Genomic DNA, 20,115 nt, shown 5'->3' with positions numbered 1-20,115 from the left:
ACATCCCGAACGGAAACAGCATGAAGACAACGAAGTTCCTCAGCGTCGCCGCCCTGGCGGTCGCCGCGACCGTCGCCCTCGCCGGCTGCAGTGCCGGCGGCAGCGGCAGCGGCGGCGGTTCCTCCGACACCGCAGCCGCGAGCTGCAAGCCCTCGAGCGGCAAGGTCACGCTCGACTTCACGACCTGGGTGCCGAACATGGACAAGGTCGTCGCCATCTGGAACAAGGCGAACCCGGACATCCAGGTGAAGACCTCGATCGTCGCGAACGGCAACAGCGGCACGTACCAGAACTTCTTCAACCAGCTCAAGGCGAAGCAGGCGCCCGACATCGGCCAGGTCGAGTACGACACCCTGCCGGCGTTCCGGGTGCAGGGCGGCCTCGAGGACATCGGTGCGTGCTCCGGCATCTCGGCGGCGAAGAAGGACTTCTCCGACGGCCTCTGGAACCAGGTCACCTTCGGCGAGTCGAAGTCCGTCTACGCCGTGCCGCAGGACTCCGGTCCGATGGCGCTGTACTACCGCAAGGACCTGTTCGAGAAGGCCGGGCTCGACGCCCCGAAGACGTGGGAGGAGTACGCCGAGGACGCCGTCAAGATCAAGGCGCTCGGCGGCAACATCACGAACTTCGCCAAGGGTGACGTCAACCAGTTCGCCGGGCTCGTGTCACAGGCCGGCGGCCAGTGGTTCGCGAACTCGGGTGACTCGTGGAAGGTCGACCTGACCGACGCGAAGTCGAAGAAGGTCGCCGACTACTGGCAGGACCTGATCGACAAGAAGCTCGTCAACACCCTGCCGAGCTTCACCGACCAGTGGAACGCCGCGTACGACAGCGGCCAGGACTGGACCTGGGTCTCCGCCGTCTGGGGTGCGAACACCATCTCGAGCGGTGCGCCGTCGACCTCCGGCAAGTGGGCCGTCGCGCCGATGCCGCAGTGGAGCGAGGGCGAGTCGAAGTCGGCCGCCTGGGGCGGTTCGTCGAACGTCGTCTTCGCCGGCAGCGAGCACCCCGCCGAGGCGTCGAAGTTCCTGGTCTGGCTGAACACCTCGACCGAGGCGCTGTCCGCACTGAACAAGGAGGCCAACCTCTACCCGGCGTCCTCCACCGGCGCCGAGCTCCCCGCGCTGACCGAGGGACTCCCGTTCTACGGCAACCAGAAGATCTACGAGGAGTTCGCGACCGCGGCGAAGGACATCCAGCCCTTCACCTGGGGTCCGACGATGACGCAGACCTACTCGGACGTCTCCGACGGTTTCGGCTCGGCGGCGTCCGGTGACGGCACGCTGCTCGAGGCACTCGAGTCCGGGCAGTCCAAGACGGTGGCGGCGCTCAAGGCGCAGTCGATCCCGGTCAAGGGCTGACGCGCTGACGGCGGACGGGAGGCGCGGTGCCAGCGGGCACCGTGCCTCCCGTCCCGTGGTCGGGCCGATGTCAGAACCGGTCGGACGGATTTTCTGAGATAGTGGCACAAGTCAGAAAATCTGACGCAGTTGTTCTGAGGTCTGGAGGCAGGAGTGGCCACGAGCACCTGGCCCGCGCTGGAGTACGAGCAACTCGACTGGGAGCGGCGTGACGCCGACTACGGTCCTCGTGCCGCTCGACGCAACACGGTGCGCGAACAGTACCTCGCCGCCGTGCCGCCGCACATCTCCGCGGCCGCCCTCCGGTTGCGCGACGAGGTGGCGACGCTGGTCGACGAGGCCTCCACGGCGCTCGTGCGCTTCGACGGCGAACTCGGTGGCGAGGTGGCACCGTTCTCGTCCCTGCTCCTGCGGTCCGAAGCCGCGGCGTCCTCGCAGATCGAGCACCTGACGGCCAGTGCCCGACAGGTCTTCGCCGCCGAGATCGGTGCTCCGGGCAAACGCAACGCCACGGCGATCGTCTCCAACACCCGAGCCATGCGCACCGCGATCGAGTTGTCCGATGAGTTGACAGCGGACACCGTGCTTGCGATGCACGCGGTGCTGATGGACGGCGATCCCCATCACGACGCCGGTGCGTTCCGGCGGGAGCCCGTCTGGATCGGCACGGACGGACGCTCCCCGGTCGGTGCCGACTACGTCGCTCCGGCCTGGCAGCGTGTCCCAACGCTGATCGATGACGTGATGGCGTTCGCGCGGCGCCTCGACCTGCCGCGGTTGGCGCAGGTCGCGGTGGCGCATGCTCAGTTCGAGACGGTCCACCCGTTCACCGACGGGAACGGTCGCACGGGGCGTGCCCTGCTGCAGGCGATGCTGCGCTCGAACGAGCTGACCCGGAATGTGACGGTTCCCGTGTCGGCGGGCCTCCTGACCGACACGGACAGCTACGTCGAGGCGCTGACGGCGTACCGCCGCGGTGCCGTCGAGCCGATCATCCGACGGGTGGCGGAAGCGTCGTTCACCGCCATCGGCAACGCCACGGAACTGGTCGACGACATCCAGCGGATCCGTCAGGGCTGGCGCGACCGCGTCGATGCTCGGAGCGATTCGGGCGTCTGGGCCGCACTCGACGTCGTCGCGCGGCAGCCGGTGCTGAACGCGACGGTACTCGCTTCCCAGATGGGGATCGAACCGCGGAACGCGTACCCGCACCTCCAGAAACTCCTCGGAGCAGGGATCCTGGTGTCGAAGAACGAGTACCAGCACGGGGTCCTGTACCGCAACGACGAGGTCCTGGCAGCGCTCGACGCCTTCGCCACGCGAGCCGGGCGTCGCGGCTGACGCGGGCTCGGTGTCAGGCGTCGAGGGCGCGCCGGGCGGCCGCCACGACCTCGGCATCGGTCACGAAGTGCGCCGAACCGTCGTCGGCCCCACCCATCGGGACCCCGGCGTGGGCGCTGTCCGGCGCGGCACGCTTCGCCGACAGGTGCACGGCGGCGGCGCCCGTCGCGACCAGCGCCCGGATGTCGGCCGGGGTGACGCCGGCACCGGCCATGACCTGCACCGGCCCGGCGGCGTCGACCATCCGGGCGATCGTGGCAGCGCCGGCTCCCGCGGTGGGGGCTCCGCCGGAGGTCAGCACGCGGGTGAACCCGAGGGCGGCGAGCGTGGCTGCTGCGGCGACGGGGTCCTCCGCGTGGTCGATCGCCCGGTGCAGGGTGATCTCGGCGGTCGTGCTGACCGAGCGGGCGGCGTCGACGAAGCGGCGCAGGGCGTCCTCGTCGAGTGTCCGGTCCGGGCGCAGCGCGCCGACGACGACACCGGCGGCACCGGAGCGCAGGACCGTCCGGACCTCGCGCACCATGAGCTCGACCTCGTCAGGGGTGTGCACGAACCCGCCGGGGCGGCACCGGACCAGCGCGTGCGCCGGGATCCCGGTCTCGTGGGTCGTCTCGACCAGGGCCTGCGACGGGGTCAGCCCGCCGAGCTCGAGCCCGACGCAGAGCTCGACCCGGTCGGCCCCGCCGTCCCGTGCGACGACCGCACCCTGCGGCGAGGTGACCGCGATCTCGAGTGCAACGGGCGAAGGGGTCATGCAGAGGCTCCGAGTGGCTGGTCCGAGGCCGGGATGATCCTGGCGGTCAGGTCCGGGGCCTCGGGGAACACTCGATCGTAGGGGAACATCGGCCGCTCGATCCTGTGGTGCCCGAGGCGGAGCAGGTCCTGGTCGACACCACCCGGGGTGAGCGCGAGCATCCAGTCGGCGGCCATGTCGAACAGCTCCGGCTCGAGGTACCCGATCTTCACGACGACGACGTCGGCCTGCCGCGGTGCCAGGTCGAGGTCGGTGAAGTCGTGCTCGTGGTGGTAGGGCTTCCGCAGCTTCGTCAGGATCGCGAAGACGCTGCCGACCTGCAGCACGACCTCGGTCTCGGCGTCGCGGTCGCCGTGCTTGATCGCGTGGACCCGGCCGGTCATGGTGATCGGTCCGGCGTGCACGGCATCGACCGACGCACCGGCGGTCACCGTGACGGTCGCACCCACACCGGCCTCGACCGCGGTCGCCACGGCGGCGGCGCCGGGGACGCTCGCGTAGATCAGGGTGGGGCCGTCGGCGCTCGCGAAGGCCGGGTTCGCGAGCACCTGCGTCAGACCCCAGGTCATGTCGCCGGAGCCGCCCGCGGTGGGGTTGTCGCCGGAGTCGGACACGAAGTAGGGGTGTGCGGCGCCGGGTGCGAGCGCGGCGGCGAGGCACTCGTCGAACGTGCCGGTCGGTGCGACGAAGACGAAGTCCTCGCGGACGTCCCAGAAGGCACGGGCGAGTCGCTCGGCACCGGCGGCCACGGCGGCCTCGTCCCACCCGGTGACGACGGTGACGGCCTGGTCGCGGGGCTGGTCCGCCCAGGCGTAGCCGACCCAGATCGCGGCGTCGAGCACACCGTCGGTCTGCTCGACGAGCGGCACCTGCGCGTACAGCGAGGCGGCGGGTTCGAGGCGGGTCGAGGTCTGCTCGCCGGGCAGCAGGACGGGGATCGGGATCCAGGCCTTCACGGGGCGCTGCGCTCCGGCAGGACGCGTGGTGAGCACGTCGACCAGGTTCCGGACGGCACGTTCCTTGGTCTCCATGGCGTCCTCGTGCGGGGCCATCCGGTAACAGGTGACGAGGTCGACCTGGTGGGCGAGCTCGCGCGTGACGTTGCCGTGCAGGTCCATCGACGCCGACACGATGACGTCCGGGCCGATCACCGCACGGATCCGGCCGAGCAGGTCCGCCTCGGCGTCGTCGAGGCCCTCGACGACCATCGCGCCGTGGATGTCGTACCAGAGGCCGTCCACGTGCTCGTCGTCGACGATCGCGCGCAGTCGCGTGACGATCTCGGCCGCGAGCTCCTCGTACGACGCCCGGTCCACGATGCCGCCGGGCAGTGCATGCCCGATGAGCGCCCCGCGGAAGTCCGCCGCGTCCGACATCGCGGACAGGAACGGGTACCGCGCCACGACCTCGTCGCCACGGTCCGGGTGGAACGCCGGTGCGTGGGTGCGGGTGGGGGTGAAGGTCGACGTCTCGATCGCCAGCCCGGCGATGGCGACGACCGGACGACGGGCACCGGCGGGGACGGCGGGGGTGGCGGACACGGTCTCAGACACGGACGCTCCTGTTCCTGGTGGTGGACTGCGGGATGGGGGTGGACAGCTCCTCGAGCGAGGCGGCGAGGCCCCGCTGCAGTGCGAACTGGCCGGCACCGACGAGCCCGGCATCGGCACCGAGCGACACCGGCTCGATCGCCAGGTGCTGCGTCATGAGCGGGTGGCAGCTCTCGTAGAGCTGACTGCGCACGGCCGCGATGAACGGGTCGAGGGTGGAGAGGATGCCGCCCAAGTAGACGGCGTCCGGGTTGAAGAAGTTCACGTTGGCCGCGAGCACCTCGCCGAGGTACCGACCGGCCAGGCGCACGGCACGGGTGGCCTCGGGGTGGGCGTCCGAGGCGAGTCGGACGACGTCGGCGGTCGAGGAGACGTCGACCCCGGCGCCCGACAGGATCCGCACCAGGGCGGCTCCGGACGCGACGGTCTCGAGGCACCCGGTGTTCCCGCACGAGCAGGGGGTGTCGCCGGCGGCGTCGATCCGCACGTGGGTGATGTCCCCGGCCGAGCCCGTGGACCCGCGGTACAGGCGGCCGTCGATGACGATGCCCGCGCCGATCGCCGATCCGGCCTTGATCGTGATGGTCTGCCGGCGTCCCGGGGGCTGCACGCTCTGCTCGCCGGCGGCCATGCAGTTCGCGTCGTTGTCGACGATCGCCGGCAGGCCGAAGCGGTCGGACAGCCAGGCGGCCACCGGGAACCCGTTCCAGCCCGGCATCCGGCTCGGCAGGTCGACGACACCGGCCTCGACGTCGACGGGACCGGGCAGACTGAGGCCGACCCCGCGCAGACCGGCGCGGCCACGGTCGTCGGCGAGCCGCTCGAGCAGGCCGGCCAGTCGCTGCAGGCCGGCGGTCGGACCGTCGGAGAGCGCGAACGGGACGTTCGCGACCGACTCGAGCGCGCCTCCCGGCAGCACGATCCCGACCCGCGCGTGCCCACCGCCGACGTCGGCGGCGACCGCGTACTCGTCGACGCCGCCGATGCGGAGCACCTTGCGGGGGCGTCCGCCGGTCGAGACGTCGGTGCCCTCTTCTGCGAGCAGCCCGTGCGACAGCAGCTGGGTGACGACGTGCGACACCGTCGACGGAGCGGCGCCGAGCAGTGTGGCGATCTCGGTGCGACTCGCGGCCTGACCCGACGCGACGAGTTCGAGGACGCGAGCAGAGAGGTCCGTCACGACTTTCTCCAATCCGGGGGAAACGACGGTCGAACCGACCGAACACCCGGAGCCTAACCGGCGGAACGGCCCGTTCACCCTTTCGTCCAAACGGCAGAAACGCAGTTTTTACACGAAGATGTTTGTTTTTCCAACGGCTTTGGCCATTGACTGTGTCCGTGCCGCTCGGCACGCGTGCTCCACCTCCCCAGAACTCCCACGCACCAGGAGACACACATGACCAAGCCCCGCCGCTGGGCGCTCCTCACCGGAGCAGCGATCGCCGTGAGCGCCCTGCTCGCCGGATGTTCCGGGGGCGGTTCCGCCACCTCGAACGCGAACCCGGACGAGATCAACTACGCCCTCCCCGCGAACTTCACGCCCAACTGGATCCTGCCGATCGGCACCGCCGCGCACCTCAACACGAACAACGGCTCCATCGCGCAGTCGCTGTACGAGCCGCTCGTCGCGTACGACGGCTCCACCGGCAAGATCGCGTGGAACAAGGACGGGTCCGTCGCCACGGACGCGGAGTTCGCCGACGACGGCAAGAGCGTCGAGATCACCCTCGGTGACCGGCACTGGTCCGACGGCGAGGCGATCACGAGCCGCGACGTCGAGTTCTGGTTCAACCTGATCAAGGCGAACAAGGACCAGTGGGGCTCGTACTCGAAGGGCAAGGCGCCGGACAACTGGACCTCGTTCAAGACCGTCGACGACACCCACTTCACGATCACGTTCGACAAGGCGTACAACTCGGACTGGATGCTCGCCAACCAGCTGAGCCACATCATCCCGCTGCCGCAGCACGCCTGGGACAAGACGAGCGCGAGCGCCAAGGTCACCGACGCCGACGAGACCACCGCCGGCGCGAAGCAGGTCTGGAAGTACCTGAACACCGCGGCCGGCAAGATCTCCGACTACGCCACCGACGACCTGTGGAAGACCATCTCCGGTCCCTACGGCGTCAAGGCGTTCACCACCGCCGGCAAGGTCACCCTCACCGCGAACACGAAGTACGACGGCGGCGAGAAGCCCTCGATCACGACCGTCAACCTGCTGCCGTTCACGACGGCCGACGCCGAGGTGAACGCGGTCCGCTCCGGCGAGGTCGACTACGGCTACATCAACGCCACGGACATGGACCAGGAGTCCTCGTTCACGGCGAAGGGCTACGAGGTCGAGCCGTGGACCGGCTGGGCCATCACCTACATGCCGTACAACTTCAACAACCCGGACATGGGCGCCGTCTTCAAGCAGCTGTACGCCCGCCAGGCCGTGCAGATGTCGATCGACCAGAAGTCCCTGTCGAAGGTCGTCTTCAACGGCACCGCCACCTCGACCTACGGCCCGATCCCGCAGGCGCAGGAGTCCGACTACGTCTCCGACGTGCAGAAGGACAACCCCTACCCGTTCAGCACGTCGAAGGCCAAGGACCTGCTGACCAGCCACGGCTGGGAGGAGCAGGGCGGCACGATGGTCTGCACCGACCCCGGCACGTCCGACAGCCAGTGCGGTGAGGGCGTGAAGGACGGCACGAAGTTCACCATGGGTGTCCTGTCGCAGTCCGGTTCGACCGTGACCGACAACATGATGAGCGCGATCCAGTCCTCGCTCGCCAAGACCGGCATCGGCTTCACCATCAAGACCGCGCCGGTGTCGAGCGTGCTGTCGCAGACCCCGACGTGCACGAGCGACGAGGCCAGCTGCGACTGGGACCTGTCGTTCTTCGGCACCGCGGGCAGCTGGTACTTCCCGGCCTACCCGACCGGTGAGTCGCTCTTCTCGACCGGTGGTTCGGCGAACTTCGGCAGCTACTCGAACAGCGAGGTCGACGACCTCATCGACGCGACCACCACCTCGACCGACGCCACCGCCGTGCAGGACTACAGCGCCGCGGTCGCGAAGGACCTGCCGGTGATCTGGCTGCCGAGCCCCGACTACCAGATCTCGGTCGTCAAGAAGGGCCTGTCCGGGTTCGACCAGGACTCGCTCGCCAACTTCCACCCGGCCCAGTGGAAGTGGACCAAGTAGGAACGTGACCACGGACGGAAGGCGCGGTGTGCGCCCGACGCACACCGAGCCTCCCGTCCGCTCCGACGCAACAACCCAGACGACGGAAGCCGCATGACCACAGTCCTCTACCTCACCAGGCGCGTCCTGCAGGCGCTCGCGGTGATCCTCATCGTCACGATCGTGGTGTTCTGCCTGCTGCACGCGCTGCCCGGCGGACCCGCCCGCGGTGTCCTCGGCGTCTCCGCGACGCCCGCGCAGATCACCGCGTTCAACCAGGCGCAGGGACTCGACCAGGCCCTGCCGGTGCAGTACCTGCGGTTCCTCGGCCGCCTGCTCACCGGTGACCTCGGCACCTCGTACACGCTCAACGAACCGGTGTCGCAGCTCATCGCCGAGCGCCTGCCGAAGACCCTCGTCCTCACCGGCATCTCCGCCGTCCTCGGCCTCGTCATCGCGATCCCGGTCGGCATGCTCCAGGCCGCCCGCCGCAACGGCGCGGTCGACTACGCCGCCACCGCGCTGGCCTTCGTCTTCTACTCGACGCCGGCCTTCTTCCTCGGCCTCATCCTGATCATCGTGTTCAGCCAGCAGCTGCCGTGGCTGCCGTCGCAGGCGCCGAGCGGCACCACGCTCGCCGAGGTGTTCGAGGACCCCGCCGGGCTCGTCCTGCCCGTCGTCACCGGAGCGCTCGCGATGATCGCCGTGTTCAGCCGGTACATGCGGGCCTCGACCCTCGAGAACCTGCAGGAGGACTACGTCCGCACCGCCCGCGCCGGTGGCGCCTCGACGATGACGATCCTGCGCCGGCACGTGTTCCGGAACTCGCTGACGCCCGTCGTCGCGATGCTCGGCTACTACCTGCCCGTGCTGTTCGGCGGTGCCCTGGTCACGGAGCAGCTGTTCAACTACCCCGGCATGGGGCTCCTGTTCTGGAACGCGGCGCAGTCGTCGGACTACCCGACGCTGCTCGGCTGCGTCCTCGTCATCTCCATCGCGACCGTCATCGGCACCCTGCTCGCCGACGTCGCGCAGTCCCTCATCGACCCGCGAGTGAAGGCGAGCCGCGCATGACCGCCGCGTCAATCATCGACACTGCGTCCACCCATGACGTGAAGGCGAGCCGCGCATGAGCGCCGTACAACTGGCACCCGAAGCCCCGGGCGCTCCCGTCACGGTCGCGGCCACCGGGTTCCGGCTCGCCGCCCGCCGGTTCCGCGGCAACACGCTCGCCGTGATCGGCCTGGCCGTGATCGTCGTCATCGTCCTGTTCTGCTTCGTCGGGCCGTTCCTGTACCCGACCGACCAGACCCACACCCTGCTCGAGCAGGCCAACCAGGGACCGAGCGCGGCGCACTGGCTCGGCACCGACGCCGTCGGCCACGACGTGCTCGGCCGGCTGATGTACGGCGGCAAGGTCTCGCTCATGGTCGGCATCGCCGCCGGGGTCCTGGCCACGGTCGTCGGCACCCTGTGGGGTTCCGTCGCGGGCTACGTCGGCGGCTGGGTCGACGCGCTGATGATGCGCGTCGTCGACGCGGGCATCGCGATCCCGGCGCTGTTCATCCTGCTCGTCATCTCGGCCATCACGACCCCCGGCGTCGCCGGGCTCATCCTGATCCTCGGGCTGGTGTCGTGGCTGGTGCCGTCCCGCCTGATCCGCGCCGAGACCCTGACGCTGAAGAATCGCGACTACGTGCTCACCCTGCGCGCGATCGGCGGCTCGCACGCCCGCGCCATCGGCAAGCACCTGCTGCCGAACTCGGTGTCCACGATCGTCGTCGCCGCGACCTTCCAGGTCGCCGACGCGATCCTGCTCGTCGCCTACGTCTCGTACCTCGGGCTCGGCGTGCAGCCGCCCGCGACGGACTGGGGCGGCATGCTCTCGGCGGGACTCACCGCCGCGTACTCCGGACGCTGGTGGCTCATCGTGCCGCCGGGTCTGGCCGTGATCCTGATCGTCTGCGCGTTCAACGCCGTGGGCGACGGACTCCGGGACGCCTTCGACGTGAGGGGCCGCTGATGACCACCGAACCGATCCTGCGGACGACCGACCTCGGCGTCTCGTTCAGCACCGAGTCCGGCACCGTGTCAGCCGTGCGGGGCGTGTCCCTGACGGTCGCGCCCGGCGAGACGCTCGCCCTGGTCGGCGAGTCCGGCTCCGGCAAGTCCACGGTGGCGCTCGCCGCGATGGGGCTGCTCTCCGGCAACGCGACGGCGACGGGCAGCGCGCTCGTCGCCGGTCACGAGGTCGTCGGTGCTCCCGAACCGTCGCTCCGTGCCCTGCGGGGCTCGACGGTGTCGATGGTCTTCCAGGAGCCCGCGACGGCCCTCGACCCGCTCACCCGGGTCGGCGCGCAGATCGCCGAGGTGATCCGGAACCACCGGACGGTCACCGCCGCGCAGGCCGCGGCCGAGGCCGTCGACCTGCTCCGCCGCGTCGGCATCCCCGACCCCGAGTCGCGCACGCGGTCGTTCCCGTTCCAGCTGTCGGGTGGGCAACGCCAGCGCGTGGTGATCGCGATGGCGATCGCGAACTCGCCGAAGCTGCTCATCGCGGACGAGCCGACGACCGCCCTCGACGTGACCGTGCAGGCCGAGATCCTCGAACTGCTCCGCAAGCTCGCCGTCGACACCGGCACGGGCGTGCTGCTCGTGACGCACAACATGGGCGTCGTCGCGGACTTCGCGGACCGCGTCGCGGTCATGCTGCAGGGGGAGATCGTCGAGACCGGCAGCGTCGAGGACGTCCTGCTCCGTCCGGAGCACGAGTACACGAAGCGGCTGCTCGCCGCGGTGCCGCGGCTCGACGTGGCGGGCGACCGTCCCGCCGCCCCGGTCGACACGGGGTCCGCTGACGCGGCGGCCGGGAGGCCCGGTGCGGCCCCGGTGGTCGGCCTGCGGGACGTCACGGTGACGTTCGGGCGCGGGGCGCGCGCCGTCCACGCGTTGCAGGGGATCGACATCGCCGTGCACGCGGGCGAGACGGTCGGCCTGGTCGGCGAGTCCGGCTCCGGCAAGTCCACCGCGGCCCGGGTGGCGCTCGGGCTCATCACGCCGACGTCCGGCACGGTGTCGCTGTTCGGGCAGGACCTGCGGACCGCGAAGGGCCGTGACCGCCGTGCACTCCGCGCCGGCATCGGCGTCGTGCTGCAGGACCCGGTGGCCTCGCTCGACGCCCGGATGTCCGTGGCGGAGTGCATCGCCGAACCGCTCGCCGTGCACCGCCGTGGGATGTCGTCGGCGGACCGTCGTCGGCGGATCGACGAGGTGCTCGACGCCGTCCGGCTGCCGCGGTCCCTCGCCTCGCGTGCACCTCGCGAGCTCTCGGGCGGGCAGCGCCAGCGGGTCTCGCTCGCCCGTGCCCTGGTGCTCGAGCCGCGGTTGCTCGTCGCCGACGAACCGACCTCGGCGCTCGACGTCAGCGTGCAGGAGACCGTGCTCGAGGTCCTCGGTGAACTGCAGGACGACCTGGGGTTCGCGTGCCTGTTCGTCTCGCACGACCTGGCCGTCGTGCAGCACTTCGCCGAGCGCGTCGTGGTGATGCGCCAGGGTGTCGTCGAGGAGCAGGGCACCACCGGCACGACCCTGCTCCACCCCACGACCGACTACACCAGGCGCCTGCTCGCCGCCGTACCCGTGCCCGACCCCGTCCTGCAACGGCAGCGCCGGACGGAGCGTCTCGCCTCGCTCGCGGCGGTGACCGCGTGACCCGGGTGATCGCCGGCGTCGACGTCGGCGGCACGAACACCAAGGTCGTGCTGACGACCCCCGACCTCGAGGTCATCGACCGCGTCGACCTGCCGACGCCCGCCCACGCGGGTGGGGCGGCGATCGTGACGGCCGCCGTCGGGGCGGTGACGGGCCTGCTCGTCCGGCACCGGGCCTCCTTGACGGGTGTCGGGGTGGGCGCGGCCGGCGTGGTCGACGCGGCCACGGGCACCGTCCTGGTGACGGGCAACTCGTTCACCGGCTGGGCCGGTTACGGCGTGACCCGCGCGGTCAACGACGCCCTCGGCGTGCCGGCGACGCTCGACAACGACGTGAACGCGTTCCTGCTCGGCGAGATCGCCACGGGTGCCGTCGCGGGGGAGTCCGACGTGCTCGGGATGACCCTCGGCACCGGCGTCGGCGGTGCGTTCGTGCTCGGCGGACGGCTGTTCGCGGGGCCGCGCGGCGCCGCCGGTGAGATCGGCCACGTGCCGGGCTTCGGTGACGCGCTGTGCACCTGCGGACAGATCGGACACCTCGAGACGATCGCGGGCGCGCGTGGCATCGCCGACCGGTACGCCGAACGATCCGGCCGGCGGCTGTCGGCGCGTGACGTCGCCGTCGCCGCACGTGCCGGTGACACGGACGCCGCTGCCGTCTTCCAGGCCGCGGGGTGGGGCCTGGCGCGCGCCGCCCTGCTCACCGCGGGGATCCTCGACGTCACGACGATCGTGATCGGCGGCGGCATCGCGCGGTCGTGGGACCTGCTCGAACCGGCCATCACCGCGGCGATCGCGGCCGAGCCCCCGGTGAGCGGTGCGACGATCCGGCTGGCGCAGTCGACCCTCGGGTCGGACGCCGTGGCGCTCGGTGCCGCGTCGCAGGTGCGCGCGCTCGTGCGCGAGGCCGAGCCGGCGTAGCGACGGACCCGGGGCGGGTCGGGTCAGCGCACCCAGACGACGATGCCGCGCAGGTCGTGCAGCACGGCCGCCAGACCCGCGCGCAGCGCGCGGTCGGCGCGCTCCTCCGTGAAGGTGGACGGGTCGTAGTGGCTCGACGGTCCGAGTCCTTCGCCACGGAAGCCGCCGCCGGTCCAGTCCGCGGCCGTCACGTTCGACGTCGGCTCGGCGATCTCGGCACCCACGACCAGGAACTGCTGGTGGAGCGCCGTCGGCGACACCGCGGCGAGCGGGTCGACCATGTGGTTGCCGACGCTGATCACCAGGTCGGACCGCTCGTCGATCGCCCGGGTGACCGCCGCGATCCGGTCGTCGGCGTCCGTCGCCGACACCCTCGTGACGGTGACGTCCTCGTCCGCCGCCCACGACGCGACGGCGTCGAGCAGGGTCCGAGTCGGGGCGTCGTCGGCGTCACCGGCGTCCGACAGGAGTACGACGTCGTAGTCGTCGGGGGCGTGGACCCCGGACCACGAACCCGGCTCCGGGTGGATGGTGGCCTCGGGTGCCGGCGGCTGCGTCGGGTCGGAGAAGCCCGCGCCGAGGGCACCGGCCGTGGCGTGCGCCGTCGCCGACGTGCCGGTGCCGTCGCCGGCGTCGGTTCCGGCTCCAGCGTCGGTCCCGCCGGGTGTCGCCGAGCACCCGGCCAGCAGGGCGACGCCGGTGCTGACGAGGGCGACGGTGGTCAGCAGGACGGTCGTCCGGGCAGCGAGGCGGGTCACTGCATCATCGAAACACGTCGGTGTGCCGCACCGGGCCGGCTCCGGCGGCTGTCCGGCACCTGTCCCACTGCTGGTCACCACCTGTTCACCTGCCGGTCGTCCGAGGGCCGGATCGTCTGCGCGTGCCTTCCGGAACCCCCGTCGCGCTGCTGCGCGCCCGCCCTGCCCGTCCTGCCCGCCCTGTCCGTCCGTCCCGCCCGTCCGCGCTGATCGCACGGGTCGTCGCCGCGCTCCTGCTGCTCGGGGTGGTCGTCGTCGGCGTGCTGGCCGGGGCGTCGCCGGCATCGGCGCACGGCTTCAGCTCGGTCGTCTACGCGAAGGTGACGTCGACGGAACCGACCGTCGTGCACGCGGAACTCGGGCTCGAGTACGACCTGATGCTCGTGTCGGTCGCCACGAGCGAGCACGACGACGCATTCCACACGCAGGGGCAGAAGGCCTGGGACGACGGCGACTTCCCGGGGATGGTGTCGGCGGCCGAGGCGCACACTGACGCGCTCGGGAAGTACGTGTTCGACCGGTTCTCGGTGTCCGGCGCGGGTGGGCGGGCCTGCACGGGCGTGCTCGGCGACAGCGTCACGGTCGACCTGCAGGACGAGGTGCCGTACGCCCACGTGACGGCGGACTTCACCTGCCCGCCGCAGTCGGAGACGCAGACCGGACACGTCGTGACGTCGACACTGTTCCCGGACAGTGAGACCTTCGTGCGCGACACCAAGACGATCGTCACCTACAACGTCGACGCGAAGCAGGGATCGGCGACGCTCGATGCCTCGCAGCCGTCGTTCTCGACCGAGCAGTCGGCCGGGCAGCGCTTCTGGGAGTTCTTCCGCCTCGGTGCCGAGCACCTGCTGACCGGCATCGACCACATCCTGTTCCTCGTCGCGCTCATCGCCGGGTCACGGCGCCTGCGCGAGGTGGTCTACACCGCGTCGGCGTTCACCATCGCGCACTCGATCACGTTCATCCTCGCCGCGCTCGGGGTGGTCAGCCCGCCCGCGATCGTCGTCGAGCCGCTCATCGCCCTGTCCATCGCCGCCGTGGCCGGCTGGTACCTGTGGCGGCTCTGGCGGCGCCGGTCGCGGGCCGACGAACTCGTGGTCGGTGAACACGGGCACTTCTCGCTCGACCGGGCGGGCTGGACACGCCTGGCCGTCGTGTTCGCGTTCGGGCTCATCCACGGGCTCGGGTTCGCCGGGGCGCTGGGCATCCACGAGGCGTTCTCGTGGCAGCTGCTCGTGTCGCTCCTCGTCTTCAACGTCGGCATCGAGGCGGTGCAGCTCGCGATCATCGTCATCGTCTTCCCACCGCTGTCGCTCCTGCGTCGGAAGGCCCACCGGGTCTCGCTCTGGGTCACCGGAGTCGTGACCGCCGGGGTGTTCGTGATGGGGATGATCTGGTTCGTCGAGCGACTCGCGGCGGGATGACGGTGGTCCGCTCCTGAACAGCGACGACTTGTCACTCAGCGTTTACCAAGACGTTTCGCAGTGCATGCAGAGTCTTCCGTGCTGCACCATCCCACGTCTGAGAAACGGACCACCATGAGTCTCCTGTCCGGCGCCACCACACGGCGCAGAACCACCACCCTCCGCGTGTGCGGAGCCGTCCTCGGGGCCGCGCTCATCGCCGGCGCCTCGATGGTCGGCACGAACGTCGCCTCCGCCGCGACGAACACCCCCACCACCAACATCTCCACCGGCGGCCCGCTCCACATCCTGCTGGGCGTCGGTGCCACCGAGAGCCAGCGCATCGCCTCGTGGTACTTCCCGACGAACGTCGCGCAGTCGCTCGAGATCCAGAAGACCGCGTCGATGACCGACGGGGTCTTCACCGACGCCAAGTCGACGATCGCCGCGTCGAAGGCCGCCAACACCGCAGTCGACACGAGCACGACGGACTCGAACACGAAGAGCATCGACGGCATCGCCGCCGAGTCGGGCTACATCAATGCCCACGCCACGATCTCGGACCTCGAGCCGAACACCTCGTACACGTACCACGTCGGTGCGGCGGACGGGTCGGCCTGGTCGGCGTCGTACACGTTCACCACGAAGAGCTTCTCCGGCGACTTCGACTTCCTGTTCTTCGGTGACCCGCAGATCGGTTCGTCGGGCTACGTCGACGACGACGGCGCGGGCTGGGCGGACACGCTGAAGTACGCCACGACGACCGAGCCGGACGCCGAGCTCCTGGTCTCCGGTGGCGACCAGATCGAGCACGCCAACAACGAGTACGAGTGGGGTGCGTTCGCCGACAGCAGCGACGTCCTCAAGCGCTACCCGTGGGCCTCGACCATCGGCAACCACGACGTCGGCGGCAAGGCGTACGAGCAGCACAACCAGGTGCCGAACTCGCTCAAGGTGCCGGACTTCTACCCGGGCGGCAACACCACCGCGAACTCGGGTGGCGACTACTGGTACATGTACAAGGGCGTCCTGTTCATCGACATCAACTCGAACGCCTACGCGGCCGGATCGGACGCTGCCCACGTGAACTACGTGCGCGACGTCATCAACCGCTACGGCGACGACGCGAAGTGGACCACGCTGGTCTACCACCACTCGATCTACTCGCCGGCCGACCACGCGAACGACAAGGACAACCAGCAGCGCCGGTTCGACTTCACGCGTGCGTTCTCCGACATGGGCGTCGACCTCGTCCTGCAGGGCCACGACCACTCCTACTCGCGCAGCTACGCGATCAAGAACGGCAAGAAGGCCAACGTCAACGAGCAGCCCGCTGCTCCCGAGGTCTTCTCCGGCCCCGGCGGCGTCATCTACATGACGGCGAACTCGGCCTCCGGCTCGAAGTACTACGACCTGACCGCTCCGGACGCCACCCAGAGCGGCTACGGCGCAGACCCGCTCGACCCGACGGGCAAGCGCCACTGGGCCAACTCGGTCGAGAACCAGGAGCACGTCCGCTCCTTCGTCAAGGTCTCGGTCACCGACGAGAAGCTCTCCGTGCAGGACATCCGCGCCGGCGACTGCACCACGCTCAACTCGGCGGTCCAGCACGGCAACGTCGACAGCTGCGGCGTGACGCTCCAGCCGACCGCCACCGCCGACCCGGCCGCGATCGGTTCGACCGTCGACCAGTTCGACCTGCACGCCACGCTGCCCGCGACGACCACGACGCTCGCCGTCTCCGCCGCGTCGCAGACCGTCAACGCGGCGAAGCCGGCCACGGTCACCGCGACCATCGCCGGTGGCATCGGCAAGCAGCAGGGCACGCTGACGGTCTCGGACGGCAAGAAGGTCCTCGGCACCGTCCCCGTCAAGAACAGCACCGCGACCATGACGCTCCCGAGCGCCCTGGCCATCGGCACGCACTCGCTCACCGCCAAGTTCGTCAACGCGGACTCGACCTTCTCGGGCACCGACTCGGCGACCGCGAAGGCCACCACCGTCACCGTCACGAAGGCCCCGTCCCGGACGGCGCTCAAGTACAGCGGCGGCAAGGCGACCGTGCAGGTCAAGGCCACGGGCTTCACCGTGAACGGCACCGCGCGGATCTACCAGGGCACGAAGCGCCTGGCAACCGTCACCGTCAAGAACGGCAAGGTCACCTCGGCGCTCTCGCTGAAGAAGGGCACGCACAAGCTGCACGCCGTCTTCGCCGGCACCGACACCCTGACGCCGAGCACCAGCCCGGTGCAGTCGATCGTCATCAAGTAACACCAGTGCACCGAGCGAGGGCCCCGCGACTCCGGTCGCGGGGCCCTCGTGCGTCGTTCAGGACTGCGCGATCGTGAAGCGAGGACGACGATCGCCACGGGCGTGCCGACCACGGCGACCACCACGACCACAAGGCTCCGTGGGATCGATCGGTTCCGAACACGTTGTGTAAGCGATGGGTTACTGGTGGTACTTGTAAGCGATCGGTGACAGGGTTACGCTGTAACCGAACGATTACAGCGGAGGCGCACATGCGAGTCGACACTGCCCTTGCACTGGGCGATCTCGTGCACGAACGCCGCACGCGTCTCGGTTGGTCCCAGGCTGAACTCGCCGAGCGGATGGGTGTCAGCCGCCGATGGGTCAACGAGTTCGAGGGCGGAAAGGGCACCGCGCAGCTCCGTCTGGCCTTCGACGCGCTGACCGTCCTCGGCCTTGTCCTCGAGGCGAACGAGCGTGACCGATGAGCGAGCTGCGCGCGTTCCTCGACGGTGTGCCGGTCGGCACCTTCGAGATGAGCACCGGTGGGAACACCACCTTCACCTACGACGAGGCGTACCGGAACCTGCCCGACGCGACCCCGGTGTCGTTGTCGATGCGAACCGGCCGCGCCAGATGGAAGGCAAAGGCGGCCGGACCGTTCCTCGCGGGACTGCTTCCCGACAGCCCGGAGCGGCTGCGCGAACTCGCTTCGGAGCACCACGTCACCGAGAACCCGTTCCGGCTGCTTGAGCGCCTCGGCCGTGATGCCGCTGGTGCCGTGCAGCTGCTCCCTCCGGCGACGGACTCCTCGGACGCGGCGGTCCGGCGTGGTGCCGTGCACCGCCTGACGGACGACGACTTCGACGGCTTGGTCGACGCGCTCGCGCGCAACCCGGGATCGTGGGGCGGCACGATGAATGCCGGACGGTGGTCGCTCGCGGGCGCGCAGAGCAAAGCCGCCCTGTTCCGCTTCGACGACGGGACCTGGGGTGTGCCGCAGGACTCGACCCCGACGACCCACATCATCAAGCCGGTCATCGCGACGATGCCGGACCACGACGTGAACGAGTACGTGTCGATGGAGGCCGCTCGGCTCCTCGGGCTGCAGGTCGCGGACCACGAGTTGCTGCGGACCTCAACCGGCGCCCGGGTGTTCGTCAGCAAGCGGTACGACCGAGTCCGTGACGATGACGGGTCATGGCGTCGGCTCCACCAGGAGGACCTCTGCCAAGCGCTGTCCGTCTACCCGTCCAGGAAGTACCAGGAAGAGGGCGGACCATCGGCGAAGCAGATCGCGGTGCTCCTCCGCGGAGCCATCGCGCAGCCCGACGAACGCCGTGATGCGCAGCGACGGTTCTTCGAGGCGCTGGTGCTGAACGTCGCGATGCTCGGAACGGATGCTCACGCGAAGAACTACTCGCTCCTCCTCGACGGCCCCTCTGTCCGCCTGGCGCCGCTGTACGACCTCGGCTCACACGCTGCGTACCCGTCAGCTGACGGTTCGACGCTGCGCGGCGCGATGTCCGTCGGCGACGAGTACCGCTTCGACGGGATCGGTGAGGAGCAGTTCCGTGACATCGGCAGGTCCCTGGACATCGCTCCGGACGAGGCAACCGATCGCTACCGAAACATCACCTCCGGCGTCGCCGCAGCGTTCGCGCAGGCGGCGGCAACGGTGGAGGAGCCATTCGGTCGAGAGCTCGCCGACGCTGTGGCACGGAACGCGACGCGTCGCGGTTGGTGAGCTGAGCGGAGAGCGACCGCGCGCTCCGCGCGGGTCGCGGCTACGCTCCACTCCACCGGGGCCAGGGGCGGCCCCACCAGGGGACCAGGGGCACACCATGACGGGACGACGACGCGCGACGGTCGGGATCACGATCGCACTCACACTGATCGGCGTGCTCATCGCGCCCGTCACCGCGGCGGTGGCCGCTCCGGACGACGGTGCGCTCACCGTCATGCTGACCGACCCGGAGAAGCGGCCGCTCGCGATGGAGGGCGTGGTCGTCGACCTCCGCACCCCGGACGGCAGCACCGCTGACTCGGCGACGAGCGACCGCCGCGGCCGGATGACGTTCGACGCGGTCCCGGCAGGCACCTGGACGCTGCACGGTGAACGCGAGGGCTCGTACGGCTTCGACGACGTGGTCCCGGCGGAGCGGACCGGCGTCGTGGTCAGCGCCGGTGGGCACGAGACCGTCGTGCTCGTGGTGCGGCGGGGTGCCTCGATCGGCGGCACCGCCCACAACCCGTACGGCGCGGACCTGTCCGGCGCAGCGGTCGTCGTCCGTGGCTGGAACACCGGCACCGTGCGGCGGACCGTCACCTCGCCCGACGGTCACTACTGGGTGCACGGCCTGCCGAGCGACGACTACAGCGTGCAGGTCAACGCGCACGACGAGACGCTCGACTCGTGGCCGGCGTTGCGCAACGAGTCGTGGGGCTTCCACCGTGATCCCGGCTCCACTGCGGAGCGCTCGTACGTCCGGGTCGCGCACCAGGTCGGGGGCCGCACCGAGACGGTCGTGGACGGCATCGATGCGAGCTCGACCCGGGGCGTCGCCCTCACCGGGATCCTCAACCCGCAGCTCGACACCGACTTCACCGGCGCCACCGTCCACGTGTACGGCGAGTCGATCGGCAGCACCTTCGACACGCACCTCAGCTACTGGTCGCCCGGTCGGGGCGGGACCTTCGGCGCGGTGCTGAGCCCCGGACGCTACAAGGTCGAGGTCGTCGGCTGGTCGCCGAGCCAGCGCCGGTACGTCTCGTACTGGTACGGCGGCGAGGGCAACCGTCCGGTGGCGGACCGTGCGGCGTCGCACACGATCGTCATCCGCGACGAGAGCCGCTCGATCTCGTTCTGGAGCACCCGCTGACGGCTTCGTC

General features: G+C 70.3%; 16 protein-coding genes. 12 read left to right on the top strand and 4 right to left on the bottom strand.

All coding sequences use genetic code 11. The annotated features are described in order from the left end of the window. The first annotated feature begins 20 nt into the window (after positions 1 to 20). Both M4960_RS12215 and M4960_RS12210 read left to right on the top strand, forming a co-directional pair. Positions 21 to 1,361, top strand: coding sequence for an ABC transporter substrate-binding protein (locus M4960_RS12215; RefSeq protein ID WP_131844876.1), 1,341 nt, complete (start codon positions 21 to 23; stop codon positions 1,359 to 1,361). 153 nt (positions 1,362 to 1,514) lie between these two features. After that, positions 1,515 to 2,702 (top strand): Fic family protein, encoded by a 1,188-nt coding sequence (locus tag M4960_RS12210; protein WP_248704376.1) that lies wholly within the window; start codon positions 1,515 to 1,517, stop codon positions 2,700 to 2,702. 13 nt (positions 2,703 to 2,715) lie between these two features. Here the strand turns inward: M4960_RS12210 and M4960_RS12205 are convergent, their stop codons facing one another. From M4960_RS12205 to M4960_RS12195, 3 genes are read right to left on the bottom strand one after another with little or no spacing between them, the layout of a single operon-like run. Further along, a complete protein-coding gene (locus M4960_RS12205; RefSeq protein WP_173170164.1) occupies positions 2,716 to 3,456 on the bottom strand; it encodes a copper homeostasis protein CutC in 741 nt (246 codons plus the stop codon). Beyond that, on the bottom strand, positions 3,453 to 5,009 hold the full coding sequence (locus M4960_RS12200) for a M81 family metallopeptidase (protein WP_248704375.1): 1,557 nt from the start codon (positions 5,007 to 5,009) through the stop codon (positions 3,453 to 3,455). Before M4960_RS12200 ends, M4960_RS12205 begins: the two co-directional genes overlap by 4 nt. Beyond that, complete coding sequence (locus M4960_RS12195; RefSeq protein ID WP_111085915.1) at positions 5,002 to 6,186, bottom strand: ROK family protein; 1,185 nt, start codon at positions 6,184 to 6,186, stop codon at positions 5,002 to 5,004. Before M4960_RS12195 ends, M4960_RS12200 begins: the two co-directional genes overlap by 8 nt. 216 nt (positions 6,187 to 6,402) lie before the next feature. Between M4960_RS12195 and M4960_RS12190 the strand changes: the two genes are divergently transcribed. The 5 genes from M4960_RS12190 to M4960_RS12170 all read left to right on the top strand — a co-directional run bounded on the left by M4960_RS12190 (position 6,403) and on the right by M4960_RS12170 (position 12,809). Beyond that, complete coding sequence (locus M4960_RS12190; RefSeq protein WP_248704374.1) at positions 6,403 to 8,199, top strand: peptide ABC transporter substrate-binding protein; 1,797 nt, start codon at positions 6,403 to 6,405, stop codon at positions 8,197 to 8,199. Between the two features lie 93 nt (positions 8,200 to 8,292). Further along, positions 8,293 to 9,252: an ABC transporter permease gene (locus M4960_RS12185; protein ID WP_248704373.1), complete on the top strand. Its 960-nt coding sequence runs from the start codon at positions 8,293 to 8,295 to the stop codon at positions 9,250 to 9,252. Positions 9,253 to 9,307: 55 nt separating this feature from the next. Next, positions 9,308 to 10,201 carry an ABC transporter permease gene (locus M4960_RS12180; RefSeq protein WP_111085912.1) on the top strand — a complete coding sequence of 298 codons (894 nt, stop codon included), beginning with the start codon at positions 9,308 to 9,310 and terminating at the stop codon, positions 10,199 to 10,201. Further along, positions 10,201 to 11,889: an ABC transporter ATP-binding protein gene (locus tag M4960_RS12175; RefSeq protein ID WP_248704372.1), complete on the top strand. Its 1,689-nt coding sequence runs from the start codon at positions 10,201 to 10,203 to the stop codon at positions 11,887 to 11,889. The genes M4960_RS12180 and M4960_RS12175 overlap by 1 nt, the downstream gene beginning before the upstream one ends. After that, positions 11,886 to 12,809: an ROK family protein gene (locus M4960_RS12170; protein WP_248704371.1), complete on the top strand. Its 924-nt coding sequence runs from the start codon at positions 11,886 to 11,888 to the stop codon at positions 12,807 to 12,809. The genes M4960_RS12175 and M4960_RS12170 overlap by 4 nt, the downstream gene beginning before the upstream one ends. A gap of 23 nt (positions 12,810 to 12,832) precedes the next feature. On the opposite strand, the gene M4960_RS12165 is transcribed toward M4960_RS12170, so the two are convergent. Further along, positions 12,833 to 13,567, bottom strand: coding sequence for a hypothetical protein (locus tag M4960_RS12165; RefSeq protein ID WP_123937258.1), 735 nt, complete (start codon positions 13,565 to 13,567; stop codon positions 12,833 to 12,835). Between the two features lie 122 nt (positions 13,568 to 13,689). Here M4960_RS12165 and M4960_RS12160 point away from each other — a divergent pair, with 122 nt between their 5' ends. The 5 genes from M4960_RS12160 to M4960_RS12140 all read left to right on the top strand — a co-directional run bounded on the left by M4960_RS12160 (position 13,690) and on the right by M4960_RS12140 (position 20,105). After that, on the top strand, positions 13,690 to 14,994 hold the full coding sequence (locus M4960_RS12160) for a HupE/UreJ family protein (protein WP_248704370.1): 1,305 nt from the start codon (positions 13,690 to 13,692) through the stop codon (positions 14,992 to 14,994). A 114-nt stretch (positions 14,995 to 15,108) separates the two neighbouring features. After that, the gene (locus tag M4960_RS12155; RefSeq protein ID WP_248704369.1) at positions 15,109 to 17,244 is read left to right on the top strand and encodes an Ig-like domain repeat protein; all 2,136 of its coding nucleotides are present in this window, start codon (positions 15,109 to 15,111) and stop codon (positions 17,242 to 17,244) included. A 251-nt stretch (positions 17,245 to 17,495) separates the two neighbouring features. Then, positions 17,496 to 17,711, top strand: coding sequence for a helix-turn-helix domain-containing protein (locus tag M4960_RS12150; RefSeq protein WP_123937260.1), 216 nt, complete (start codon positions 17,496 to 17,498; stop codon positions 17,709 to 17,711). Continuing rightward, complete coding sequence (locus tag M4960_RS12145; protein WP_248704368.1) at positions 17,708 to 18,970, top strand: type II toxin-antitoxin system HipA family toxin; 1,263 nt, start codon at positions 17,708 to 17,710, stop codon at positions 18,968 to 18,970. Before M4960_RS12150 ends, M4960_RS12145 begins: the two co-directional genes overlap by 4 nt. 97 nt (positions 18,971 to 19,067) lie before the next feature. Beyond that, entirely contained in the window at positions 19,068 to 20,105 is a 1,038-nt protein-coding gene (locus M4960_RS12140; RefSeq protein ID WP_173170182.1) for a carboxypeptidase-like regulatory domain-containing protein, read from the top strand. Positions 20,106 to 20,115: the final 10 nt, after the last annotated feature.

Origin of the sequence: Curtobacterium sp. MWU13-2055 (assembly GCF_023242305.1) — a bacterium.
Lineage (GTDB): Bacteria > Actinomycetota > Actinomycetes > Actinomycetales > Microbacteriaceae > Curtobacterium.
This window is presented reverse-complemented; position numbering and strand designations above follow the sequence as displayed.